The 20,861-nt window shown below is 66.2% G+C and carries 20 protein-coding genes and 1 pseudogene; 8 read left to right on the forward strand and 13 right to left on the reverse strand.

Annotation, left to right across the window (positions count from 1 at the left end):
• Positions 1-27: 27 nt before the first annotated feature.
• The 4 genes from ACQP0C_RS08700 to ACQP0C_RS08715 form a co-directional block, all read right to left on the reverse strand.
• Positions 28-1,434, reverse strand: a complete 1,407-nt coding sequence (locus ACQP0C_RS08700; RefSeq protein ID WP_433732282.1) for a fatty acid desaturase family protein — start codon at positions 1,432-1,434, stop codon at positions 28-30.
• Between the two features lie 80 nt (positions 1,435-1,514).
• Positions 1,515-2,672, reverse strand: a complete 1,158-nt coding sequence (locus ACQP0C_RS08705) for a ferredoxin reductase (RefSeq protein WP_433732284.1) — start codon at positions 2,670-2,672, stop codon at positions 1,515-1,517.
• Between the two features lie 117 nt (positions 2,673-2,789).
• Complete coding sequence (locus ACQP0C_RS08710; RefSeq protein ID WP_433734483.1) at positions 2,790-3,350, reverse strand: DUF6912 family protein; 561 nt, start codon at positions 3,348-3,350, stop codon at positions 2,790-2,792.
• 10 nt (positions 3,351-3,360) lie between these two features.
• Positions 3,361-4,779, reverse strand: coding sequence for a WS/DGAT/MGAT family O-acyltransferase (locus ACQP0C_RS08715; RefSeq protein ID WP_433732287.1), 1,419 nt, complete (start codon positions 4,777-4,779; stop codon positions 3,361-3,363).
• Between the two features lie 663 nt (positions 4,780-5,442).
• On the opposite strand from ACQP0C_RS08715, the gene secA reads away from it, so the two are divergent.
• The gene (secA, locus tag ACQP0C_RS08720; RefSeq protein WP_433732289.1) at positions 5,443-8,286 is read left to right on the forward strand and encodes a preprotein translocase subunit SecA; all 2,844 of its coding nucleotides are present in this window, start codon (positions 5,443-5,445) and stop codon (positions 8,284-8,286) included.
• A gap of 134 nt (positions 8,287-8,420) precedes the next feature.
• Complete coding sequence (locus ACQP0C_RS08725; RefSeq protein WP_433683101.1) at positions 8,421-8,798, forward strand: nuclear transport factor 2 family protein; 378 nt, start codon at positions 8,421-8,423, stop codon at positions 8,796-8,798.
• A gap of 10 nt (positions 8,799-8,808) precedes the next feature.
• Here ACQP0C_RS08725 and rsgA read toward each other — a convergent pair whose 3' ends face one another.
• The 3 genes from rsgA to ACQP0C_RS08740 all read right to left on the reverse strand — a co-directional run bounded on the left by rsgA (position 8,809) and on the right by ACQP0C_RS08740 (position 12,864).
• Complete coding sequence (gene rsgA / locus ACQP0C_RS08730) at positions 8,809-9,690, reverse strand: ribosome small subunit-dependent GTPase A (protein ID WP_433732291.1); 882 nt, start codon at positions 9,688-9,690, stop codon at positions 8,809-8,811.
• 101 nt (positions 9,691-9,791) lie between these two features.
• Positions 9,792-11,102, reverse strand: a complete 1,311-nt coding sequence (aroA, locus tag ACQP0C_RS08735) for a 3-phosphoshikimate 1-carboxyvinyltransferase (protein WP_433732293.1) — start codon at positions 11,100-11,102, stop codon at positions 9,792-9,794.
• Between the two features lie 214 nt (positions 11,103-11,316).
• Positions 11,317-12,864, reverse strand: coding sequence for an aldehyde dehydrogenase family protein (locus ACQP0C_RS08740; protein WP_433732295.1), 1,548 nt, complete (start codon positions 12,862-12,864; stop codon positions 11,317-11,319).
• Between the two features lie 95 nt (positions 12,865-12,959).
• Between ACQP0C_RS08740 and ACQP0C_RS08745 the strand changes: the two genes are divergently transcribed.
• Positions 12,960-13,751, forward strand: a complete 792-nt coding sequence (locus tag ACQP0C_RS08745; RefSeq protein ID WP_433732297.1) for an SOS response-associated peptidase — start codon at positions 12,960-12,962, stop codon at positions 13,749-13,751.
• Positions 13,752-13,775: 24 nt separating this feature from the next.
• Here the strand turns inward: ACQP0C_RS08745 and ACQP0C_RS08750 are convergent, their stop codons facing one another.
• Positions 13,776-14,120: a hypothetical protein gene (locus tag ACQP0C_RS08750; RefSeq protein ID WP_433732298.1), complete on the reverse strand. Its 345-nt coding sequence runs from the start codon at positions 14,118-14,120 to the stop codon at positions 13,776-13,778.
• 83 nt (positions 14,121-14,203) lie between these two features.
• Positions 14,204-14,698 carry a Cys-tRNA(Pro) deacylase gene (gene ybaK, locus ACQP0C_RS08755; RefSeq protein ID WP_433732300.1) on the reverse strand — a complete coding sequence of 165 codons (495 nt, stop codon included), beginning with the start codon at positions 14,696-14,698 and terminating at the stop codon, positions 14,204-14,206.
• A 331-nt stretch (positions 14,699-15,029) separates the two neighbouring features.
• Between ybaK and ACQP0C_RS08760 the strand changes: the two genes are divergently transcribed.
• The gene (locus tag ACQP0C_RS08760) at positions 15,030-15,671 is read left to right on the forward strand and encodes a sigma-70 family RNA polymerase sigma factor (RefSeq protein WP_433732302.1); all 642 of its coding nucleotides are present in this window, start codon (positions 15,030-15,032) and stop codon (positions 15,669-15,671) included.
• A gap of 20 nt (positions 15,672-15,691) precedes the next feature.
• Positions 15,692-15,952, forward strand: a complete 261-nt coding sequence (gene rsrA / locus ACQP0C_RS08765; RefSeq protein WP_354961574.1) for a mycothiol system anti-sigma-R factor — start codon at positions 15,692-15,694, stop codon at positions 15,950-15,952.
• Positions 15,953-16,056: 104 nt separating this feature from the next.
• Here rsrA and ACQP0C_RS08770 read toward each other — a convergent pair whose 3' ends face one another.
• The gene (locus tag ACQP0C_RS08770; protein WP_095887907.1) at positions 16,057-16,131 is read right to left on the reverse strand and encodes a 50S ribosomal protein bL37; all 75 of its coding nucleotides are present in this window, start codon (positions 16,129-16,131) and stop codon (positions 16,057-16,059) included.
• A gap of 125 nt (positions 16,132-16,256) precedes the next feature.
• On the opposite strand from ACQP0C_RS08770, the gene ACQP0C_RS08775 reads away from it, so the two are divergent.
• Both ACQP0C_RS08775 and ACQP0C_RS08780 read left to right on the forward strand, forming a co-directional pair.
• Positions 16,257-16,472 (forward strand): biotin/lipoyl-binding carrier protein, encoded by a 216-nt coding sequence (locus tag ACQP0C_RS08775; protein ID WP_433732304.1) that lies wholly within the window; start codon positions 16,257-16,259, stop codon positions 16,470-16,472.
• A gap of 23 nt (positions 16,473-16,495) precedes the next feature.
• A complete protein-coding gene (locus ACQP0C_RS08780; protein ID WP_433732306.1) occupies positions 16,496-18,010 on the forward strand; it encodes a sensor histidine kinase in 1,515 nt (504 codons plus the stop codon).
• Between the two features lie 177 nt (positions 18,011-18,187).
• On the opposite strand, the gene ACQP0C_RS08785 is transcribed toward ACQP0C_RS08780, so the two are convergent.
• Both ACQP0C_RS08785 and ACQP0C_RS08790 read right to left on the reverse strand, forming a co-directional pair.
• Positions 18,188-18,442 (reverse strand): WhiB family transcriptional regulator, encoded by a 255-nt coding sequence (locus ACQP0C_RS08785; RefSeq protein ID WP_011211115.1) that lies wholly within the window; start codon positions 18,440-18,442, stop codon positions 18,188-18,190.
• Positions 18,443-18,693: 251 nt separating this feature from the next.
• Positions 18,694-19,638 carry a diacylglycerol/lipid kinase family protein gene (locus tag ACQP0C_RS08790; RefSeq protein WP_433732308.1) on the reverse strand — a complete coding sequence of 315 codons (945 nt, stop codon included), beginning with the start codon at positions 19,636-19,638 and terminating at the stop codon, positions 18,694-18,696.
• A gap of 66 nt (positions 19,639-19,704) precedes the next feature.
• Between ACQP0C_RS08790 and ACQP0C_RS08795 the strand changes: the two genes are divergently transcribed.
• A complete protein-coding gene (locus ACQP0C_RS08795; protein ID WP_433732311.1) occupies positions 19,705-20,160 on the forward strand; it encodes a hypothetical protein in 456 nt (151 codons plus the stop codon).
• A 53-nt stretch (positions 20,161-20,213) separates the two neighbouring features.
• Here ACQP0C_RS08795 and ACQP0C_RS08800 read toward each other — a convergent pair.
• A pseudogene (locus ACQP0C_RS08800) lies at positions 20,214-20,846 on the reverse strand (endonuclease V); the annotation flags it as partial.
• Positions 20,847-20,861 lie beyond the last annotated feature (15 nt).

Below are 20,861 nucleotides of genomic sequence, written 5' to 3' on the forward strand. Positions count from 1 at the left end.
TTGCAAATGGGAACGGCGGATGCTAGCTCATTTGCGGCGGCGGATCCGGCGGATCGCCCGCTCACGCGCGGCTTTGCGCTGCAATGTCGCTTTTTCCTGACGTGCCTTCTCCTGCAGCGCCAGCTTCGCCTCGCGCAGCACTTCCTTCTCGTGCCGGGCCTTCTCCCGCAGCGCCACCTTGGCCTCGGTCAGTGCCGAACGCAGTCCGCGGCGCTGACCGGTCTCCGGGTCGACGGGCAGCCAATGCGTCTCGTTCCACTTATCGGCCCAGCGCTCGGCATTGGGCATGGCGGGCAGCGAGATGCCGGCGAACTTGCGCTCCGAAGAGGTCTCCGGCGCGTCATCGGCGGTGCGCTTGAGGAAGCGGTCGGGCAGCGCGAGCTTGTGGATGGTCCGGAAGGCGAGTAGATACTGCTTGCCGAGTGAGCCGGTGGTGTAGGGCAGGTCGTACTTGTCGCACAACTCGCGAACCCGCGCGGCGATCTCCGGATAGCGGTTGCTCGGCAGATCGGGGAACAGGTGATGTTCGATCTGGTAGCAGAGGTTGCCGCTCATGAAGGCCATGGCGGGCCCGGCCTTGAAGTTGGCGCTGCCGAGCATCTGGCGCAGATACCATTCGCCGCTGGTCTCGCCCTCGAGCTGTTCGATGGTGAATTTCTCGGCGCCGTCGGGGAAATGGCCGCAGAAGATCACCGCGTAGGCCCACAGATTGCGCACCAGGTTGGCGGTCGCGTTCGCCTTGAGCGTCGACATGAAGGCCGGTCCGGTGAGCGCGGGGTAGAACAGGAAGTCCTTGGCCACCTGGCGGGTGATCTTGCGGGCGAACTCCTTGTTCGGCTCCGACATCAGCTCCTTGGGGGGCACGCCGGAGAGCTCCTTCTCGATGCTCCAGTCGTGCAGCGCGATACCCCATTCGAAGGTGGCCGCGAGCAGGATATTCGCCAGCGGCTGAACCAGGTGGATCGGTCGCCACTGCTCGTCGCGGGTCATCCGCAGGATGCCGAAGCCGAGGTCCTCGTCCTTGCCGAGCACATTGGTGTAGGTGTGGTGGGAGTAGTTGTGCGCGCGGCGCCACTGCGCCGACGGCCCGGTCATATCCCACTCCCAGGTGCCGGAGTGGATCTCCGGATCGTTCATCCAGTCCCATTGCCCGTGGCTGATGTTGTGCCCGAGCTCCATATTCTCGATGATCTTGGCGACCGACAGCATGGCCGTTCCGGTCAGCCAGGCCCAGCGGTTGCGGCTGCCGAACAGCACTGCGCGCGCGAGCACTTCGAGGCCGCGCTGCGCGGCGATGGTGCGTCGGATGTATTTCGCGTCACGTTCGCCGCGGGACAGCTCGACGGAACGTCGAATCGAATCGAGTTCCTGCCCCAGTGTTTCGATGTCGCCCGCCGTGAGATGAGCGAAGGCCTTGATATCGGTGATGGCCACCGGGGTCCTTTCCCCTGACTGGATGTACCTCGAGGGTACCTGCCGGATCTTCCCGGCGGGTGGGTCGAGTGCTAGCTGTCTCAGACGTCGAGCGTGCAGTCGCCCGCCGCGGCAGAGATACAGGTCTGCACCTTGTCGCCCTCGCGGCGCTCGTCACCGTTGCGCAGATCGCGGGTGTGTCCGGAAGCCAGTGTCACGACACAGGTTTGGCAGATGCCCATCCGGCAGCCGAACGGCATCTGCACACCGGCGGCCTCGCCCGCCTCCAGCAGACTGGTCGCGCCGTCGACCTCCGCGGTGCGCCCGGTCTTGGCGAAGGTGACCGTGCCGCCCTCGCCGATGGCGGAGCGTTCGATCTCGAATCGCTCGACATTCAGGCGATCGCTGATGCCCGCCTCGCGCCAGTGATGCTCGATCTCGTCCAACATGGCGGCCGGGCCGCAGGCCCAGGTCTGGCGCTCGCGCCAGTCCGGAAACCGCTCGTCGAGTGCGGTGAGCGAGAACCGGCCCTGCTCGTCGGTGAGGTGCAGGTGCGAGGAAAAGCCGGGGTGCCGGTCGCGCAGGTCGCGCAGTTCGGCGCCGAACATCACGTCGTCGAGGGACCGTGCGGAGTGCACATGCACCACATCGGTGACCACATCGCGGCGATCCAGCGCCCGCAGCATGGCCATGACCGGGGTGATGCCGCTGCCCGCGGTCAGGAACAGCACCTTCTCCGGCGGCGGCGACGGCAGCACGAAACCGCCCTGCGGCGCGGCCAGCCGGACGATGGTGCCTTCGGCGACACCGCTGACAAGGTGGCTCGACAGGAAGCCCTCCGGCATCGCCTTCACCGCGATCGAGATGGTCCGCTTGCCGTGGTGTTCCGGATCGGTCCAGTTCGGCGGGCAGGTCAGTGAGTACGAGCGCCAGTGCCAGCGGCCGTCGACCAGAATGCCGATGCCGATGTACTGACCCGGTTCGTATTTCCAGTCGAAGCCCCAGCCCGGCTTGATGACCAGGGTGGCCGAATCGGCGGTTTCCTTGCGCACCTCGACAATTCGGCCGCGCAGCTCCCGCGCGGACCACAGCGGATTCGCCAGGTGCAGATAGTCGTCGGGCAGCAGTGGCGTGGTCACGCGTGCGACGGCGCCGCGCAACACGTTCAGCCGTCCGCCGCGCTCGGCGACCTCGGCCGCCGGAGCCTCCAGCCACTCCCGGACCGTGCGCACCGAGGATGCCGCTTTTTTCAAGACCATTGCCGCAGTTCGTCTCCCTGTCGTGCGGCCACCAGCAGGGCCGCCTCGCTGTCAGGTTACGGCATCGTAGGTTAGCGTGGGATGCGCAGGTGCGGGCTCACCGTGATTCGGCCCGGATCACAGCAATTCGAGCAGGAACGGCAGTTCCTGCGCGGCGTACCAGGCGAGCTGATGATCCTCGGCGTCGCCGAGCACGAACTCGGCGTCGGTATCGCCGAGATCGGCCGCGTCCACCACATCGACCGCCTTGGCCACCTCGGGTTCCGCCTCGGCCAGATCGACATGCACCGACGCGATCCGGTCGTAGCCGATCGCTTCGGCCAGCCGGACCACCGCATCGTCGAGGTCGGGGCGCAGCTTCGCACCCTTCACATCGGCGGCGATGACCGCGCGCCGGTAGACCGGACTGTGGTAGGTGACGGGGCCGTCGGCGTCCTCGGCATCGCCATCGTCGCCGCTGTCCCCGGCCGCCTCCTCGCGCTCAGCGGCCAGTAACCGCAGCGAGGCCCGCGCGGCCTCGGCCATTGCGACCTCGGCCAACTCCTCGTCGTCACCGGAGGCGTAGGCCTCGCGCAGTGTCGGGGTGACCGCGAAGGCGGTGCCGCCGACCGCGCGCAGTTCCCGGTTCGCGACGAGCTCACGCAGCATCGGCACGGTGGCGGGTATGTAGACCCGCAGAGTGTTCTGATCAGACGCAGGCACCGAGCATCTCCTCCATGGACTCGTGCACCGACGCGGCCAGCACACCGATATCGGCCATCGCGTCGCGGTCGGCGTTGAGTCCGTAGAAGACGCGTCCGTCATAGGACGTGATCCCGATGCTCGAGGCCTGGTTGCGCAGCAGCGGCGACACCGGATACATCTCCAGCATCCGCGCGCCGCCGATATACATCGGGGTCTGCGGACCCGGTGCGTTGGTGATCACCAGATTGAACGTGTGCTCTGCGAACGTACTCGCCGCCCGCACACTCATCGCATGCAGGCTGGCCGGAGCGAATCCGGCCAGATGCACCAGGGTGCGTGCCCGAACCCCGCGCCGGTGTTTGCTATTGGCCTCGGTGGCATGGGAGATGTGCGAGAGCCGCATCACCGGATTCGGTTCGCCCACCGGCAGATCGATCAGGAACGAGGACACCTCGCTGACCGGTTTCAGCTGGTCGTCGATGCCCTCTACATAAACCGACATCGGCACCACCGCGCGCAGCACGGTCGATTCGGTGAGCGCCTCACCCCGCGAGAGCAGCCAGTTGCGCAGCGCGCCGGTGACGACGGCCAGGATCGCGTCGTTGATCGAGCAGTTGAAGCGCTTGCGGATCTTGCGGTAGTCCTCCAGATCCGTGCGCACCACATCGAAGCGGCGATTGCGTGAGGTCTTGGCGTTCAACGGGCTGTCCGGTGCGCCGATGGCCGCCGCGCGGACCGCCGAGACCACCGAGTCCACCGCCTTGCCCGCGGCCTCGACCACCGAGAACGCGTGGGCGCTGGCGTCGCGGGCGACCTCGAGCACCTCGCGCGGCTGCCCGGCGAGGTGGGTGAGAGCACCGACCAGCAGCTCCGCCTCATTGGGTTCGCGCGGCGCGACCCACGAGTCATCGGCGATGCCGCGCGGTGAGGGGCTGTTATCGAGGATCACGTGCCCGATCTCGAGCGCGGTATCCCCGTCGACGAGCGCCGAATGGGTCTTGGTGAAGATCGCGGACCGGCCCTCGGTGAGTCCCTCGATCAGATACATCTCCCACAGCGGGCGGCTCTGATCGAGCGGACGCGACGCCAGCCGGGCCACCAGATCGTGCAGCTGACCGTCGGTGCCCGGAGCGGGCAGTGCGGAGCGGCGGATGTGATAGGTGATATCGAAATGGCTGTCCTCGACCCAGACCGGACGGCCGAGCGCGAAGGGGATCTCGCGCACCTTTCTGCGGTAGCGGGGGACCAGGGAGAGCCTGCTCTCCACCAGGTCGACCAGCCGGTCGTAGTCCAGTGCCGGTTCCCCCTGCGCGGAGTCGGAGTCGCCGCCTCGGACGATCGCGAGAGAGCCGATGTGGATCGGATTGCTACTCGACTCGAGCCGATAGAACGACGCGTCCTGCGGCGTCAATCTCGTGATCACGCTGCCCGGTGCTCCTTCCGATGTGGCTCCCACCCGAGCCGTCTGCATCGCCTATTGTGGTCGCCCACAACGATCCGTCCTGCCTCCTGTGGGATATCCAGCGATATCCGCGCACCTCTTTACCCGAACCCGAGATCCGTGGGAGGGTTCATCGGTTCGGTTCCGGGGTACTCGATTCGACCACAGCGAGCGGGGGTATCGCGCGGGACATGCCCAAGAGCCGCGCTGCCCCTATGTCATCGCATGCTGTCCGACCTCAGCAGATGGGGTCGATGCGGTCGGCACCACGGACGACTTACATCGTATGACACCGACAGTGAAACAGGTTCGACTCCAATTCGATTGACCGAAGTTCGCGTCGGTCCGCGCTATCGGACCCCGCGAGCCGCCATTTCTCGCCCGCTGTTGCGCGCGACGGGCGGGTACGGTGAGAAGAAACGGCTGCCGCCTCGGGTGGTAGCGGCGGGTGCGGCGCCGGGGCGCTGGTTACCGGCTGGCTCTTTCGAGCGACCTGCGAGCAGTCGCTACGGAACTAGCATGGTGGCCGCATTACCATGAACGGTGCAGCGGATTCCGCCATGCTCGGCGGGGGCCCTGAGCACACTGCCCGACCCGGGTGACGGCCGAACATTTGACACACCGACCAGAGGACTGACGAGACCCGTGCCTGCGCTGACACTGACGAGGTTGCTACGGATTGGTGAGGGACGCACGGTCAAGCGGCTCGCCCACCTCGCGGATGAGGTCCTCGCGCTCGGGCCCGAGGTCGAGGAACTCACCGACCACGAGCTGCGTGCCAAGACCGACGAGTTCAAGGAGCGCTACGCGGACGGCGAATCGCTGGAGGATCTGCTCCTCGAGGCGTTCGCGGTGGCCCGTGAGGCGTCTTGGCGCGTGCTGAATCAGAAGCACTACAAGGTGCAGATCATGGGTGGCGCGGCGCTGCACCTCGGCAATATCGCCGAGATGAAGACCGGTGAGGGCAAGACCCTGACCTGTGTGCTGCCCGCCTACCTCAACGCCATCTCCGGTGACGGTGTGCACGTGGTCACGGTGAACGACTACCTGGCCAAGCGTGACGCGGAGTGGATGGGCCGTGTGCACCGCTTCCTCGGGCTCAGTGTCGGCGTGATCCTGTCCGGTATGACCCCGGCCGAGCGTCGCGACTCCTACAACTCCGACATCACCTATGGCACGAACAACGAGTTCGGCTTCGACTACCTGCGCGACAATATGACCCACTCGCTCGACGATCTGGTCCAGCGCGGGCACAACTTCGCCGTGGTCGACGAGGTCGACTCCATCCTCATCGACGAGGCCCGCACCCCGCTGATCATCTCGGGTCCGGCCGACGCCTCCTCGAAGTGGTACGCCGAATTCGCGCGCATCGCGCCGCTGCTGAAGAAGGACCTGCACTACGAGGTCGATATCAAGAAGCGCACCATCGGTGTGCACGAGGCGGGCGTCGAGTTCGTCGAGGATCAGCTGGGCATCGACAATCTCTACGAGGCCGCCAACTCGCCGCTGGTCAGCTACCTGAACAACGCCATCAAGGCCAAGGAGCTCTACAACCGGGACAAGGACTACATCGTCCGCGACGGCGAGGTCATCATCGTCGACGAGTTCACCGGCCGCATCCTGGTCGGGCGCCGCTACAACGAGGGCATGCACCAGGCGATCGAGGCCAAGGAAGGCGTCGAGATCCAGCCGGAGAACCAGACCCTGGCCACGATCACGCTGCAGAACTACTTCCGCCTCTACGACAAGCTCTCCGGTATGACCGGTACCGCCGAGACCGAGGCCGCCGAGCTGCACCAGATCTACAGCCTCGGTGTCGTGCCGATCCCGACCAATAAGCCGATGGTCCGCGCGGACCAGTCCGACCTGATCTACAAGACCGAAGAGGCCAAGTTCTCGGCGGTGGTCGACGATGTCGTCGAACGGCACGAAAAGGGTCAGCCGGTGCTGATCGGTACCACCAGCGTCGAGCGCTCGGAGTACCTGTCCAAGCAGTTCACCAAGCGCGGCGTCGCGCACAACGTGCTCAACGCGAAGTTCCACGAGAAGGAAGCCGAGATCATCGCCGAGGCGGGCCGCCCGGGTGCGGTCACCGTGGCGACGAATATGGCCGGTCGTGGTACCGACGTCGTGCTCGGCGGCAATCCGGACATCATCACCGACATCATCCTGCGCAGGGAGGGGCTGGATCCGGTGGAGACGCCGGAGGAGTACCAGGCCGCCTGGCTGCCGACGTTGGAGCGGGTCAAGGCGCAGACCGCCGAGGACGCCGACGCGGTGCGCGATGCCGGTGGCCTGTATGTGCTGGGCACCGAGCGGCACGAGTCGCGGCGCATCGACAACCAGCTGCGCGGTCGTTCCGGTCGTCAGGGTGACCCGGGTGAGTCCCGGTTCTACCTGTCGCTGGGCGACGAGCTGATGCGGCGTTTCAATGGCGCCGCGCTGGAAGCCATCATGACCCGGCTGAATCTGCCCGACGACGTGCCGATCGAGGCGAAGATGGTCTCCAAGGCCATCAAGAGCGCGCAGACCCAGGTCGAGCAGCAGAACTTCGAGATCCGCAAGAACGTGCTCAAGTACGACGAGGTGATGAACCAGCAGCGCACCGTCATCTACGGCGAGCGCAACCGGATCCTGCGCGGTGAGGATATGGAGGGCCAGGTGCAGGAGATGATCACCGATGTGATCACCGCCTACGCCGATGGCGCCACCGCCGAGGGCTACGTCGAGGACTGGGATCTGGACAAGCTGTGGACGGCGCTGAAGACGCTGTACCCGGTGAGCCTGGATTACCGGGAGCTGACCGGCGAGACCGGCGTCGGCGAGGCGGGCGACCTGACCAAGGACGAACTGGTCGAGTCGCTGCTCGACGACGCGCACGACGCGTACGACAAGCGCGAACAGCAGATCGACGGCCTGGCGGGCGATGGTTCGATGCGCAACCTCGAACGCCAGGTCCTGCTTTCGGTGCTGGACCGCAAGTGGCGCGAGCACCTCTACGAGATGGACTACCTCAAGGAGGGCATCGGCCTGCGTGCCATGGCGCAGCGCGATCCGCTGGTCGAGTACCAGCGCGAGGGCTTCGATATGTTCGCCGCGATGCTCGATGGGCTGAAGGAGGAGTCGGTCGGCTTCCTGTTCAACCTGCAGGTCGAGGTGCAGCAGCCACAGCCGGGGGGCGTTGCAGTTGACCAGGGCCTGCGTTCCCCGGTCGGCGCGATGTCCGCGCCGCGTCCGCTGCCCACTCAGGAAGCCGCTCCCATTGCCAACGGAGCTCCGGCGGCGTTGCGCGCCAAGGGCATCGACGACCGCGGCTCGCGTGGCTTCAGCTACTCGGGCCCGGATGAGGGCGGTCACGCCGCCGTGCACAACGACGCCGAGGAGTACGGCGACGGCGAATTCGGCGGCACCACCCGCCGCGAACGCCGCGAGGCCGCCCGCGCTGAATCGAAGGGTAAGCGCGCACCGAAGTCGCGTCGTCGGCACTGATTCGCAGATTACGAAGGCGCCCATGGACCGTACGTCCATGGGCGCTTTCGCGCCCGTGCCGCCGCCCCTTTCGAGCGACCCGCAAGCAGTCGCTAACGGCCACGAGGGCCGGTGCGGCGGAGTAGCTTCGAAGCGTGGACCGCGATGGTGTCGAGAAATGGGTCGGTGGTTACGAACGGGCCTGGCGCTCGCCGGGTACCGGACTGCTCGGCGAGCTGTTCACCGAGGATGTCGAATATCTGGTGTCGCCGTGGGCGGATCCCATTGTCGGTCTCGAACCGCTCGGGGTGTTCTGGGAGGCCGAGCGCAGCGGACCCGATGAATCGTTCACGATGGCCTCGGAGATTGTCGCGGTGCAGGATTCGACCGCCGTTGTCCGGGTGAGCGTGGAGTATCGGTGGGATACGCTCTCGCGCTGGCGTGATCTGTGGGTGCTGCGGTTCGACTCCGACGGTCGGTGCACCCGCTTCGAGGAATGGCCCTTCGCCCCGGAACAGCCCGACGGGCATTAGATTTCGGCGGCTACCAGGAGTCGTTGGCGTTGAGCGCGGTCAGCAGGAGCCGGATGGCCGCCACGCGACGTTCCTTGCCGGGCAATGCGTCCAATGCGCATTCCGGATCCGCGGGCGGACCGAGATGGGTGCAGCCGCGCGGACAGTCCTCGATGGCGGCGGCCAGATCGGTGAAGGCGGCGATGACGTCGTCAGGGGTGATATGGGCCAGGCCGAAGGAGCGGACGCCGGGCGTATCGATGACCCAGCCGCCCCGGGGCAGTGCCAGGGCGACGGATTGGGTCGAGGTGTGCTTGCCCTTGCCCACGCCGGAGACCTCGCCGACGGCTCGATCCGCGTCGGGGACAAGGCGATTCACCAGCGTCGACTTGCCGACGCCGGAGTGGCCGATGAAGGCGGTGAGACGGTCGGTGAGCAGCTCGAGGACCGGATCGAGTGGGTCGTCGATGCCGCCATAGATAATGGTGAGGTCGAGATCGTCGAAGGCGGCGGCGAATTCGGATTCGGCCGCCAGATCGTGTTTGGTGAGACACAGAATCGGTTGCAGCCCACCAGCATATGCGGCCACCATGGCCCGTTCGACGAAACCGGTGCGTGGCGGTGGGTCGGCGAGAGCGACGACGATGAAGAGCTGTTCGGCATTGCCGACGACGATCCGCTCGAAGGGATCGGTGTCATCGGCGGTGCGACGCAATACCGTTCGGCGTTCGGCGACCCGGACGATGCGCGCGAGCGTATCGGGTCTTCCGGAGAGATCGCCGACCACGTCGACCTGGTCGCCGACGACGATCGGGGTGCGGCCGAGTTCCCTGGCCCGCATGGCGACGATCAGTTTGTCCGGATCGCCGTCGAGCACACAACCCCAACGGCCGCGGTCCACCGAAACGACCATGGCCGACTCCGCATCATTGTGCTGCGGACGGGTTTTCGTGCGTGGACGCGACGATCTGCCCGGGCGTACCCGGACATCCGACTCGTCGTACTCGCGTTTTCTCAGCGGGCCGCTCCCTGATTCGAGAGCGTCGGATCGAGCATCCGCTCCCACAGTCCGACGAATCCGGGCAGCGTCTTGGCCGTGGTGCCGATATCCTCGATCGCCACGCCCGGCACCTTCAGTCCGAGAATCGCACCGGCGGTTGCCATTCGGTGGTCGGCGTAGGAGTGCCAGTTGCCGCCGTGCAGCGGGGCCGGGGTGATCTCCAGTCCGTCCTCGGTTTCGGCGACATTGCCGCCGAGCCGGTTGATCTCGGTGGAAAGGGCCGCGAGCCGATCGGTCTCGTGCCCGCGCAGATGTGCGATGCCGCGCAGCCGGGACGGCGAATCCGCCAGTGCCGCAAGGGCGGCCACGGTCGGGGTCAGCTCGCCGACATCGTGCAGATCGATATCGATACCGGCGAGCCGTTCCGGGCCGCGCACGGTCAGCAGGCCGTCGAAGCGGGTCACCTCGGCGCCCATGCGCACCAGGATCTCCCGGATCACGTCACCGGGCTGGGTGGTCAGGCGCGGCCAGTGCGGGATGCGGACCTCGCCGCCGGTAATGGCGGCCGCCGCGAGGAAGGGCGTGGCATTGGACAGATCCGGCTCCACATCCCAGTTCACCGCCCGGATCGGGCCGGGGGCAACGGTCCAGGTCTGGGCCTTGCGGCTGTCTGTGGGTGCCTCGACGGCGACTTCGGCGCGCCGCAGCATCTCCACCGTCATCTCGATATGCGGCATGGAGGGCAGCGCCTTGCCGTCGTGGTGCACCACGATGCCCTCGTCGAAGCGGGCGGCCGACAACAGCAGACCGGAGACGAACTGCGACGATCCGGAGGCATCGATGGTGACCGCGCCGCCGCGCAGCGCACCCTTGCCGTGCACGGTGAACGGGAGCGCGTTGCCATCGATATCGGCGCCGATGCGGCGCAGTGCGTCCAGGATGGTGGCCAGCGGGCGGACCCGGGCCTGCTCGTCACCGTCGAAGGCGACATCGCCGGTGGCCAGGGCCGCGACCGGCGGCAGGAACCGCATGACGGTGCCCGCCAACCCGCAGTCGACGGTGCCGCTGTGCAGCGGCGCCGGCGTCACGGTCAACGTGTCCGCGTCGCCCTCGATCCGCGCGCCCAGGGCCCGTAGCGCGCCGATCATGAGTTCGGTATCGCGGCTGCGCAGCGCGCCGGAGATGGTCGAAGGACCCTCGGCGAGCGCGGCCAGGATCAAGGCCCGGTTCGTGATCGATTTCGATCCGGGCAGGGTCACGGTCGCGTGCACGGGGACATCGACATGGGGCGCTGGCCAGAAACTCACCCGTCCATCTTCACCCATCGCGAACCCGGACACGCGGACTGGGTTGTGTTTGGTTTGCAGCACCTGCGGGCGCTGCGTGTTCGCGGCCCCGAATATTCAGCATCGCGTAGCGATTTGATGAGGGGTGGTGGTCGGGCGAAGGGGGGTCCTCGCGTCCGAGCCGTCGAGACACGCGCCGACGGCGCATGTGCTTCGGCCACTCGGACGCGAGACGGGCCACCGCGGGGCGAACCTACTTGTGGCGTCCGTGCAGGATCGGGACCAGGCGGCGCAGCAGTTTCATCGTGGACTGGGTCCGCGAGTAGCTGAGCAGCGCCATGCCGGGAATCGCGAAGCGCTGCACCGCGATCGAATGTGGTCGGGCGAATTCGCGCAGGCCGGGTTCGCCGTGGATGCGGCCGATACCGGAATCGCCGACACCGCCGAAGGGCAGGCCCGCGATGGCGGCGAAGGCGAGCACGGAGTTCACCGAGGTGGCGCCGACGCGTAGTCGACGGGCGATATCCAGGCCGTTCTTCTTCGAGTAGACCGCCGAGGACAGGCCGTACTTTGACTTGTTCGCCAGCTCGACCGCCTCGTCGACGCTGTCCACCGTCCGGATGGTGACGGTCGGTCCGAAGGTCTCCTCGGCGACCGCCTCGGAGCTCTCGTCCACATCGACGAGCACGACCGGCTCGATGAACGGCCCCTTGACCGATTCCGGCCCGCCGAGCACCGCGGTGCCGCCGTTCTTCAGCGCATCGTCGATATGGCGGCGCACGATATCGATCTGGCTGGGCATGGTCATCGGACCGTAGGCGGCATCGGAGCCCGAGCCCGGCTTGATGTTTGTCAGGATGCGCTTGACCTCCGCGACGAAGTCATCGCGTACCGAGCGATCCACGTACACCCGCTCCACCCCGGCGCAGGTCTGGCCGCTATTGGCGGTGGCGCCCCAGGCGACGGCATCGGCGGCGGCCTTGATATCGGCATCGCCCGCGACGATCACCGCGTCCTTGCCGCCGCATTCCAGCAGTACCGGGGTCAGCGAGTCGGCGGCCGCGGCCATGATCTTCTTCCCGGTGGCGGTCGAGCCGGTGAACGCGATCTTGTCCACGCCGGACTTGACCAGCTCGGCGCCGGTCGCGCCGTAGCCGTTGACGGTTTCGAAGATCCCTTCCGGCAGTTCCGGATTGGCCTTCTTGAACGCGTCGGAGAGGAAATTGCCGATGCTGGTGGAGAATTCGCTCGGCTTGAAGACCACGACGTTGCCCGCGGCGAGCGCGTAGGCGATGGAGCCGTTCGGGGTGTAGACCGGGTAGTTCCACGGGCCGATCACGCCGATGACGCCGAGCGGGCGCTGCTCCAACCGGGCCGAGAAGTTCGCCATGAACGCGCCGGGGGCGACTTTCTTGGGCGAGAGAACTTTCTTGGCATTCTTGGCCGCCCAGGCGATGTGCTCGAGCGCGAGCATCAATTCCAGGAACGCGTCGTCGAGCGGTTTGCCGTTCTCCTTGTGGATCAGCGCGGTGAATTCCTCGGAGTCCGCGACCAGCTGGCTCGACCAGCGCAGCAGATGTTTGCGCCGCTCGTCGAAGCTCAGTCCGCCCCAGGTCGCGGCGGCACTGCGGGCCTTGGCGACGGCTGCACGCACCGCATCCGCATCGGCGATGGTATGCGTGCCGATGACCTCTCCGGTTGCCGGATCGACCGATTGCAGCGCCGTCTCCGGTGCCGCTGGGGTGGTCTCGATGGTTGTCACGGTGGATCTCTCCTCTTGCCGAGCTAAGTTAACGGCCATTCCGTTGAGATGATGCTATGTCACAACTCTCACCAGGTCACCATCTACCATCAATTCTTCCCGAGTCTGTCGGCACCTAGTGGAAGTATCGAGATATGTGTGGCAGATATGCGACAACTACCGATCCCGGTCGGCTCGCCGTCGAGCTCGATGCCATCGACGAGACTCCTACCGGTGACAGCGGCGGGTTCACCAACTACAACATCGCGCCGACCACCCAGGTGCTCACCGTGGTGGAGCGGCATGAGCACGACCATCCGGACGATGCGGCCAAGCTGCGCATCCGGCGGATGCGGTGGGGCCTGATCCCGGTCTGGACCAAGGCCGCCGAACCCGGGGTGCCGGTGAAGGGGAAGCCGCTGTTCAACGCCCGCGCCGATAAGGCCACGACCACGGCGTCGTTCCGGGACGCGGTGAAGTACCGCCGCTGCCTGGTGCCGATGGACGGCTGGTACGAGTGGCTGGTCGAACCGGATGCCGCAGCCAAGGGCAAGGTCGCCAAACATCCCTATTTCATGGCGAATGCCGATGGTTCGCGGCTGTATATGGCCGGGCTGTGGTCGGTATGGCGGGACCGTTCGCTGCAGGCGAGCCAACCGCTGCTGTCCTGCACCATCCTGACCACCGACGCCGTGGGCGACCTCACCCACATCCATGACCGGATGCCGCTGCCGATGCCGCGCGAGCATTGGGATGCCTGGCTGGATCCGGACCATCCGGCGCCGGCCGCGCTGCTCGAGACGCCGAGCGTCGAGTCGGTGGCTGGCATTGTGGCGCGTCCGGTTTCGTCGCTGGTCAACAGTGTGCGCAATAACGGCCCGGAGTTGCTGGCGCCCTTGGACGTTCAGGCGGGTACGGAAAAGGCCGGGCAGATCAGCTTGCTGTGATCGCCCGGCCCACCGTTCATCGACTCAGAGCTGGCACTTCACGCTGTTCGTCACGATATTCAGCGCGCACTTGGCGATATTGCCGGCCAGGATGGCCATACCGCCGGCCATGTCGATGATCTTGCCAGCGACGCCGCCGCCCAGCTTCTCGGCCTTGTCGGCCCTCTCATCCTTCTTCGGGGGGCCGTCCTTCTTCGGTCCGTCGTCAACGACATGTTCGTTGAACGGGAAGTCGTTGACGTCGATCACCAGGGGACCGCCCGGTGCGGCGGTGGCCGTCGGCGCGGACCGCGCGACCGGGCCGAGGGCGAGTAGGAGAACTCCGAACAGGGTGACGATCACGGTGCACAATCGCTGGCGCGCGGACATTTCGCATCACATCCTCGAGTCGGACGATCTTGGCCCGTTCAGTAACGCACAAATGTTGCTGGCTCGGTGCTGCTTTATCCCGTTTATCCCGATATGACCGGTGCGGTGACCGCATCGGTGAGTCGGACCAGATCCGCTGGCGCCAGTTCGATCTCCAATCCGCGCCGCCCCGCGCTGCACAACATGCGGTCCCAGGCCAGCGCCGAGGCGTCGACGACGGTCGGCAGCAGCTTGCGCTGGCCGAGCGGGGAGATGCCGCCGAGTACGTAACCGGTGATTCGCTCGGCCTTCGCCTTATCCGCCATCGCCGCCTTGGGCGCGCCGAGCGCGGCGGCGGCCGCCTTGAGCGACAAGGTATTCGGCACCGGCAGCACCGCGACCGCGAGTGCGCCGGTGGACAATTCGAGCACCAGCGTCTTGAAAATCTGCGCCGCCGTGACACCGACGTCGGCCGCGAGGGCGTCGACGGCCTCCGCGCCATAGGACTCGGCGCGCGGATCGTGTCTATAGCTGTGCACGCGATGGGCGACACCGGCCTTGGCCAGGGTGCGGATCGCCGGGGTCGAGGCTGCTGCCATGCGGTCACCCTAATCGCGACGTAACCCCGCTCGGCAAACCGTTTTCGGCGCGGACAGTTCGATGCGGGAACACAGTCGAGCACCCGCATGTTGCATGCGAATACAGAAACCCAAACGGCGGTACGACGTGAAGGAGAGGTCGGTGCCCGTTCTGCTCGAAGAGCGCCCGGTGGCGTCAGCTGTGCTGGATATGCGCCGCATTCGGCCCCCGGGGTTGTCGCGCTCTGTTGCCGCCTTCGGGCACGTAGATGGTGCCGCGGGGGACGCTCGGTTCCCACTCGATCCGACCGCGCCTGTAGATTTGGCAGGTACGGCGATCGAAGGGATTGGTGTGACGAGCGACGATGACGTGGTGACCGACGGTGCGGTCGGCGCCGCGGTCGACGATACCGGGCTGGTGCAGCGGTTCGAGCGCGATGCGCTCCCGTTGCTCGACCAGCTCTACGGTGCCGCGCTGCGCATGACCCGGAATCCGGCCGATGCCGAGGATCTGGTTCAGGAAACCTACGTCAAGGCGTTCCAGGGCTTCAAATCCTTCAAGGAGGGCACCAATCTGCGTGCCTGGCTCTACCGGATCCTGACCAACACCTACATCAACTCCTACCGCAAGAAGCAGCGTCAGCCCGCGCAGTACCCGACCGACGAGATCACCGACTGGCAGCTCGCGGCCACCGCCGAGCACACCTCGACCGGCCTGCGTTCGGCCGAGGTCGAGGCGCTGGACGCGCTGCCCGACGATGACATCAAGGCGGCGCTGCAGGAGCTGCCGGAGGAGTTCCGGATGGCGGTGTACTACGCCGATGTCGAGGGCTTCCCCTATAAGGAAATCGCCGACATCATGGGCACTCCCATCGGTACGGTGATGTCCCGGCTGCATCGCGGCCGCAAGCAGCTCAAGGGTTTGCTCGCCGATGTGGCGCGCGAACGTGGATTCAACCGCAACGGCGCGGAACGCCAGGAGGTCAAGCAGTGAGTACAGAGCGTGACCCCGATATGGAGTTGGACTGCACCGCGGTATTGGCCGACGTCTGGCTGTTGCTCGACAACGAGTGCGACCAGGCCACCCGCGAGCGACTGCAGCACCACATGGAGCACTGCTCGCCGTGCATCGAGGCCTATGGCATCGAGGAGAAGATCAAGAGCCTGCTCAGTCGCAAATGCGGCGGCGACCGGGCACCGGATACGCTGCGCGATCGGCTGAGCGTGGAGATCCGTCGCTCCGTCACGGTGACCCGGGTCGAGACCACCGAGTAGTTCCGCCTGATCCCGCTCAGCGCCCTGGACAAAGAAAAACACCGAGTGGCACTTCTTCCTGTTGGAAGACTATGGCCCTCGGTGTTTTTCGTATCCGTTACGGCTCAGGCGTTAGGACGCTTGCCGTGGTTGGCGGCGCTTCCCTTGCGGCTGCGCTTCTTACGACCACGCTTACCCATCGGTAGTCTCCCTTCTGCGGATCACCCCCGCGTCCGCGGGGAGCACATCTGATCGAAGGACATTGTTTCATGTGTGGTTGGCTGTAGCTTCAGCGGATACAGGCCGAACGAATGAATGAGGTGTCATGGCTGAGGAAGTGCTCTCGGAACTGGTGTCGGTCGTGCAGGAGATCGTCGTTGCCGAGGGTGACGAGGTGCGCGAGGGTGACACGCTGGTGATCCTCGAGTCGATGAAGATGGAGATCCCGGTGCTGGCCGAGAGCAACGGCACGGTGACCTCGATCGGCGTCAAGGCGGGCGACGCGATCAAGGCCGGGCACCTAATCGCTGTCATCTCTTAGTATCTGGAGCGGGTAGACCGAATATGGCGACACTGAGTGAGCTGCTGGCCGAACACACCGACCTACCCGGTGTCGCCGTTGACCATCTGCAGCGGGTGGTCGGAGATTGGCAGCTGCTCGCCGATCTGTCCTTCGCGGATCTGCTGCTGTGGGTCGGCGCTGGCCCCATCGCCGACGGCGCGGATATCGTCTGCGTCGCGCAGTGCCGCCCGACGACGGCGCCCACCGTTCATCCGGAGGACCGGGTGGGTGGCATCGCCTCACAGGCCGATCACCCGCAGGTTTTCGACGCGCTGACGACCGGCAAGATCGTGCGTGCGGATAGCGAGGTCGAGGCCGAGGGCGTCTACCATCCGCATCCGGTGCACGCGATCCGCGAGGCCATTCCGGTGCGCTGCGGTGACGATGTCATCGCGGTGCTCAGCCGAGATACCGATCTGCAGCGTTCGCGGGTGCGCAGCGCGCTGGAAATCGCCTATGTGGCCTGCGCCGACGATCTGTGTCAGATGATCGCCGACGGCACCTTCCCGACCACCGAGGACCGCGCCGCGACGCATTCCAGTCCGCGCGCCGGCGACGGTTTCATCCGCCTCGATACCGACGGCATCGTCGTCTACGCCAGTCCGAACGCGCTGTCCGCCTACCACCGGATGGGTCTGCAGTCCGATCTCGCGGGCCAGGATCTGGCCGTCACCACTCGCTCGCTGATCACCGATCCGTTCGACGCGCAGGAGGTCGTCGGGGATATCCAGGCCGCGCTGGCCGGACGCACCGGACGCCGGATGGAGGTCGAGGCGCGCGGTGCCACCGTGCTGCTGCGCACCCTGGTGCTGCGCCCGCACGGCGAACTGGCGGGCGCCGCGGTGCTGGTCCGTGACGTCACCGAGGTCAAGCGCCGCGATCGCGCGCTGCTCAGTAAGGACGCGACCATCCGGGAGATCCACCACCGGGTGAAGAACAATCTGCAGACCGTCGCCGCGCTGCTGCGGCTGCAGGCGCGGCGCACCGAGAACGAGGAGGCGCAGGTCGCGCTGACCGAATCGGTGCGCCGGGTCACCTCCATCGCCTCGGTGCACGAGATGCTGTCGATGTCGGTGGACGAAGAGGTCGATCTCGACGAGGTCGTGGACCGGCTGCTGCCGATCATGGCCGATGTGGCGACCGTGCACACCGCCAGAATCAAAGTTCGCCGGGCGGGTTCGCTCGGCGTCTTCTCCGCCGAACGCGCAACCCCGCTGGTGATGGTGCTGACCGAATTGGTGCAGAACGCCATCGAGCACGCCTTCGATTCGGGCGAAAACGGCACGGTGACAATCCGTTCCGAGCGTTCGGCACGCTGGCTGGACGTGATCATCAGCGATGACGGCCGCGGCCTGCCACCGGGTTTCAGCCTGGAATCCTCCGACCGCCTGGGCCTGCAGATCGTGCGCACTCTGGTGACCGCCGAACTCGGCGGCTCCATCGGTTTACATCCCGGTGCCGATATCGGTACGGATGCGGTGTTGCGGGTACCGCTGGGACGTCGCTCCGGTCGCTGACCGGCTCGTGCGATCGGAGCCTACCGATCCCATTGGTAGTCAACGACTTTCGAGTGAAGCGAGACCGTTCGCGGGCGCCGCGATCAGATATGGGCACAAAATAGCCCGGCACCTTGGTGCCGGGCTTGACCGCGTTACCGGGCCGGGCTGGAAGGTCCGGTAACGCTTGTCGTCCTACTAGACGACGGTGCGGGTCCGCGTGCGGGCGTTGCGACGCTTGAGCGCGCGACGCTCGTCCTCGCTCATGCCACCCCACACGCCCGCATCCTGCCCGGACTTCAGGGCCCAGGACAGGCAATCGGCGGTAACGGGGCAGCGAGCGCAGACCAGCTTGGCATCGGCAATCTGCGCGAGCGCAGGACCGCTGTTACCCACCGGGAAGAACAGCTCGGGGTCCTCGTCGCGACAGATGGCCTTGTGGCGCCAGTCCATTCCTCTGCTCCTTTGCTGGGCGCCGCAAAGGGCGCCGACGGTTTGTGGATCGTTCACTTGTGCGACTCGAATGTTTCCGCACGGTTGCTTGTGAATGCTTTCACGAACACCGTAGATGTCAATAGGTATCCGGTGCACCGTGGGGAAGCTCACGCTCTCAAGGTCCCCCTACGGGGAACCTGACCGGTCCTTTGTACTCGCTCTACCTGGTTTTCGCAGCACAACACCGAGTTTTTTCGCGCGTTTCGTACTCATTCCGGACGCGGAGCGACGACCTCGAGCACGTTCGGCACAGCTGTGAAATCCACCATGTTGCGTTTTCCAATAAAGTCGCCATCGATTTGCAGACCGATGGGTTCGCTGGCCTCGATTCGCACGGTCGGCACATCGTCCTCACGAAATAGATTGCGGGACTTGGGATTTCCGCCAGCGGCGAGCAGCTGACGAGCGAGCAGCAGGGTCGAGACCACCGACATCGACCGCACGGCAAACACGCCGAGACCCGTTTCGAAGGTTGTACCCGGGTTTGTGTGCACCGGGGTGTCGTTCAGATAGGTCCACGGACTCGCGTTCGTCACGAAGGCGTAATGGACGCCCTCGACGGGTGCATATCCCGGAATTTCGAGCCGGACGGTCGGTTCGTTGCGCTTCGCTTTGAAGAATTGTCGCACAGTTGTTCGAACATAGCGACCGGGAGTGGCCGCGTGACCATTGGCGCGACTGTTGTCGATCGCCTCACACACGTCGGCGTCGAGGCCGACGCCCGCACTGAAGCCGAACCAGCGGTCATCGGCCAGTCCGAGGCCGATTTTGCGGTCGCGGTCGAGGGTGAGCAGGTCGATGAGCTGGTTGGTCGCGGTCACCGGATCGGGGGAGATGCCCAGTGCCCGCGCGAATACATTCGCCGACCCGCCGGGGATCACGCCGAGCCGCGGCAGCCAGGCCTGTCCGTCGTTCAGTTCGGGTAGCGGCAGGAAACCGTTGATGGTCTCGTTGACCGTCCCATCGCCGCCGTGTACGACGATCAGATCCATCTCGTTGGTCGATGCCCACTGCGCCAACTCCGCCGCGTGGCCGCGATGCTGGGTATGCGCGACGGTCAGCTGGGTCCGACTCTCCAACGCGTGCGCGAGCAGATCCCGAGTCGCTGGTGTAGTCGAGGTGGCATTCGGGTTCACGATCAGCAGCGTCCGCACCTTCGGAAGCCTAATCGGCTGACGGCCCGGTCCGAAAAGCCGGCAAGTGCGTTCTAGGCTTGGCCCGTGGCGGACAGCGGCAAGGACGAGGTTGACAGCGGCGCGGTGGCCGGGGGCGCGCCGGTGACGGTGCGTGGTGCGGGCGGGTTGGTCGCGCTGGAGGGCGCGGTCGCGGTGATCGTGGCGATCGTGCTGATCGTGCGCGGACTGCTCGGGCACGATCAGAGTGCCACCAGCGGGTACGGCACGGCCGCGTGGTTCGGCATTCTCGGCGGTGCGGTGCTCGCGGCCGGAATCGGTCTGGTGCTCGGACACCGGTGGGGCCGCGCCATCGCCGTGATCGCGCAGGTGCTGCTGCTTCCGGTGACCTGGTCGCTGCTGACCGATTCGCATCAGCCGGTGTTGGGCGCGCTGCTCGGCATTGTGGTGATCGGCGCACTGGTCCTGTTGTTCGCACCCGCGTCGAATCGCTGGATGGCGCAGGTGTACGGCATCGACTCCGACGCGCCCGAATCGAAGTAGCCGGGCTCAGCGGTCGCGGCGCGCAGTGCCCGACGGCACAGGTGGTCGGCCTGCCGGGTGGTCTCGGGCTGGCGGTAGCGCGGGGTGAGCGCGAGCACCTGGGCGCACGCGGTGTCGAGGTCGATGAGATGTCCCACCGAGACGAATACCGGTTTGATGGCGCGCCGGGTGCGCAGGGCGCGCCCGACGAGCTGACCGTCCATGGTGATAGCGCTGGCCGAGCCGCGTTCCGGACCGGGCGGCCGATAGTCGCCCCACGGTGTCTTGGCGACGCCGATCGTCGGTGTGTCCGTGAGGATTCCGACGTGGCAGGCCAGGCCGAAGCGGCGCGGGTGGGCCAGTCCCTGGCCGTCGCAGATCAGCAGATCCGGTGCGGTGTCGAGCTTTTCGAGCGCGGCGAGGGTGGTCGGCAGCTCGCGGAAGGACAGCAGACCCGGCACGTAGGGGAAGGTGACGGTACCGTGCGCGACCGCGGATTCGACGGGTTCCAGTGTGTCACTGTCCAATACGGCCACCGCCGTGGCGACGATGCCGGTCTCGTCGTCATAGGCCGAGTCGACTCCGGCGATGGTGCGGAACCGTGGCGGGCGCGGGTCGGCCGCAATCACCAACGGCCGCAACGCATCCTGGACCGCTATCGCGTCGTCCGCGGTGCTCGGCCATTCGGCAGGTGTGTCAACCTTCATTGCTGTACTCGAAAT

The organism is Nocardia sp. CA-129566 (assembly GCF_050956075.1).
Taxonomy (GTDB): Bacteria; Actinomycetota; Actinomycetes; order Mycobacteriales; family Mycobacteriaceae; genus Nocardia.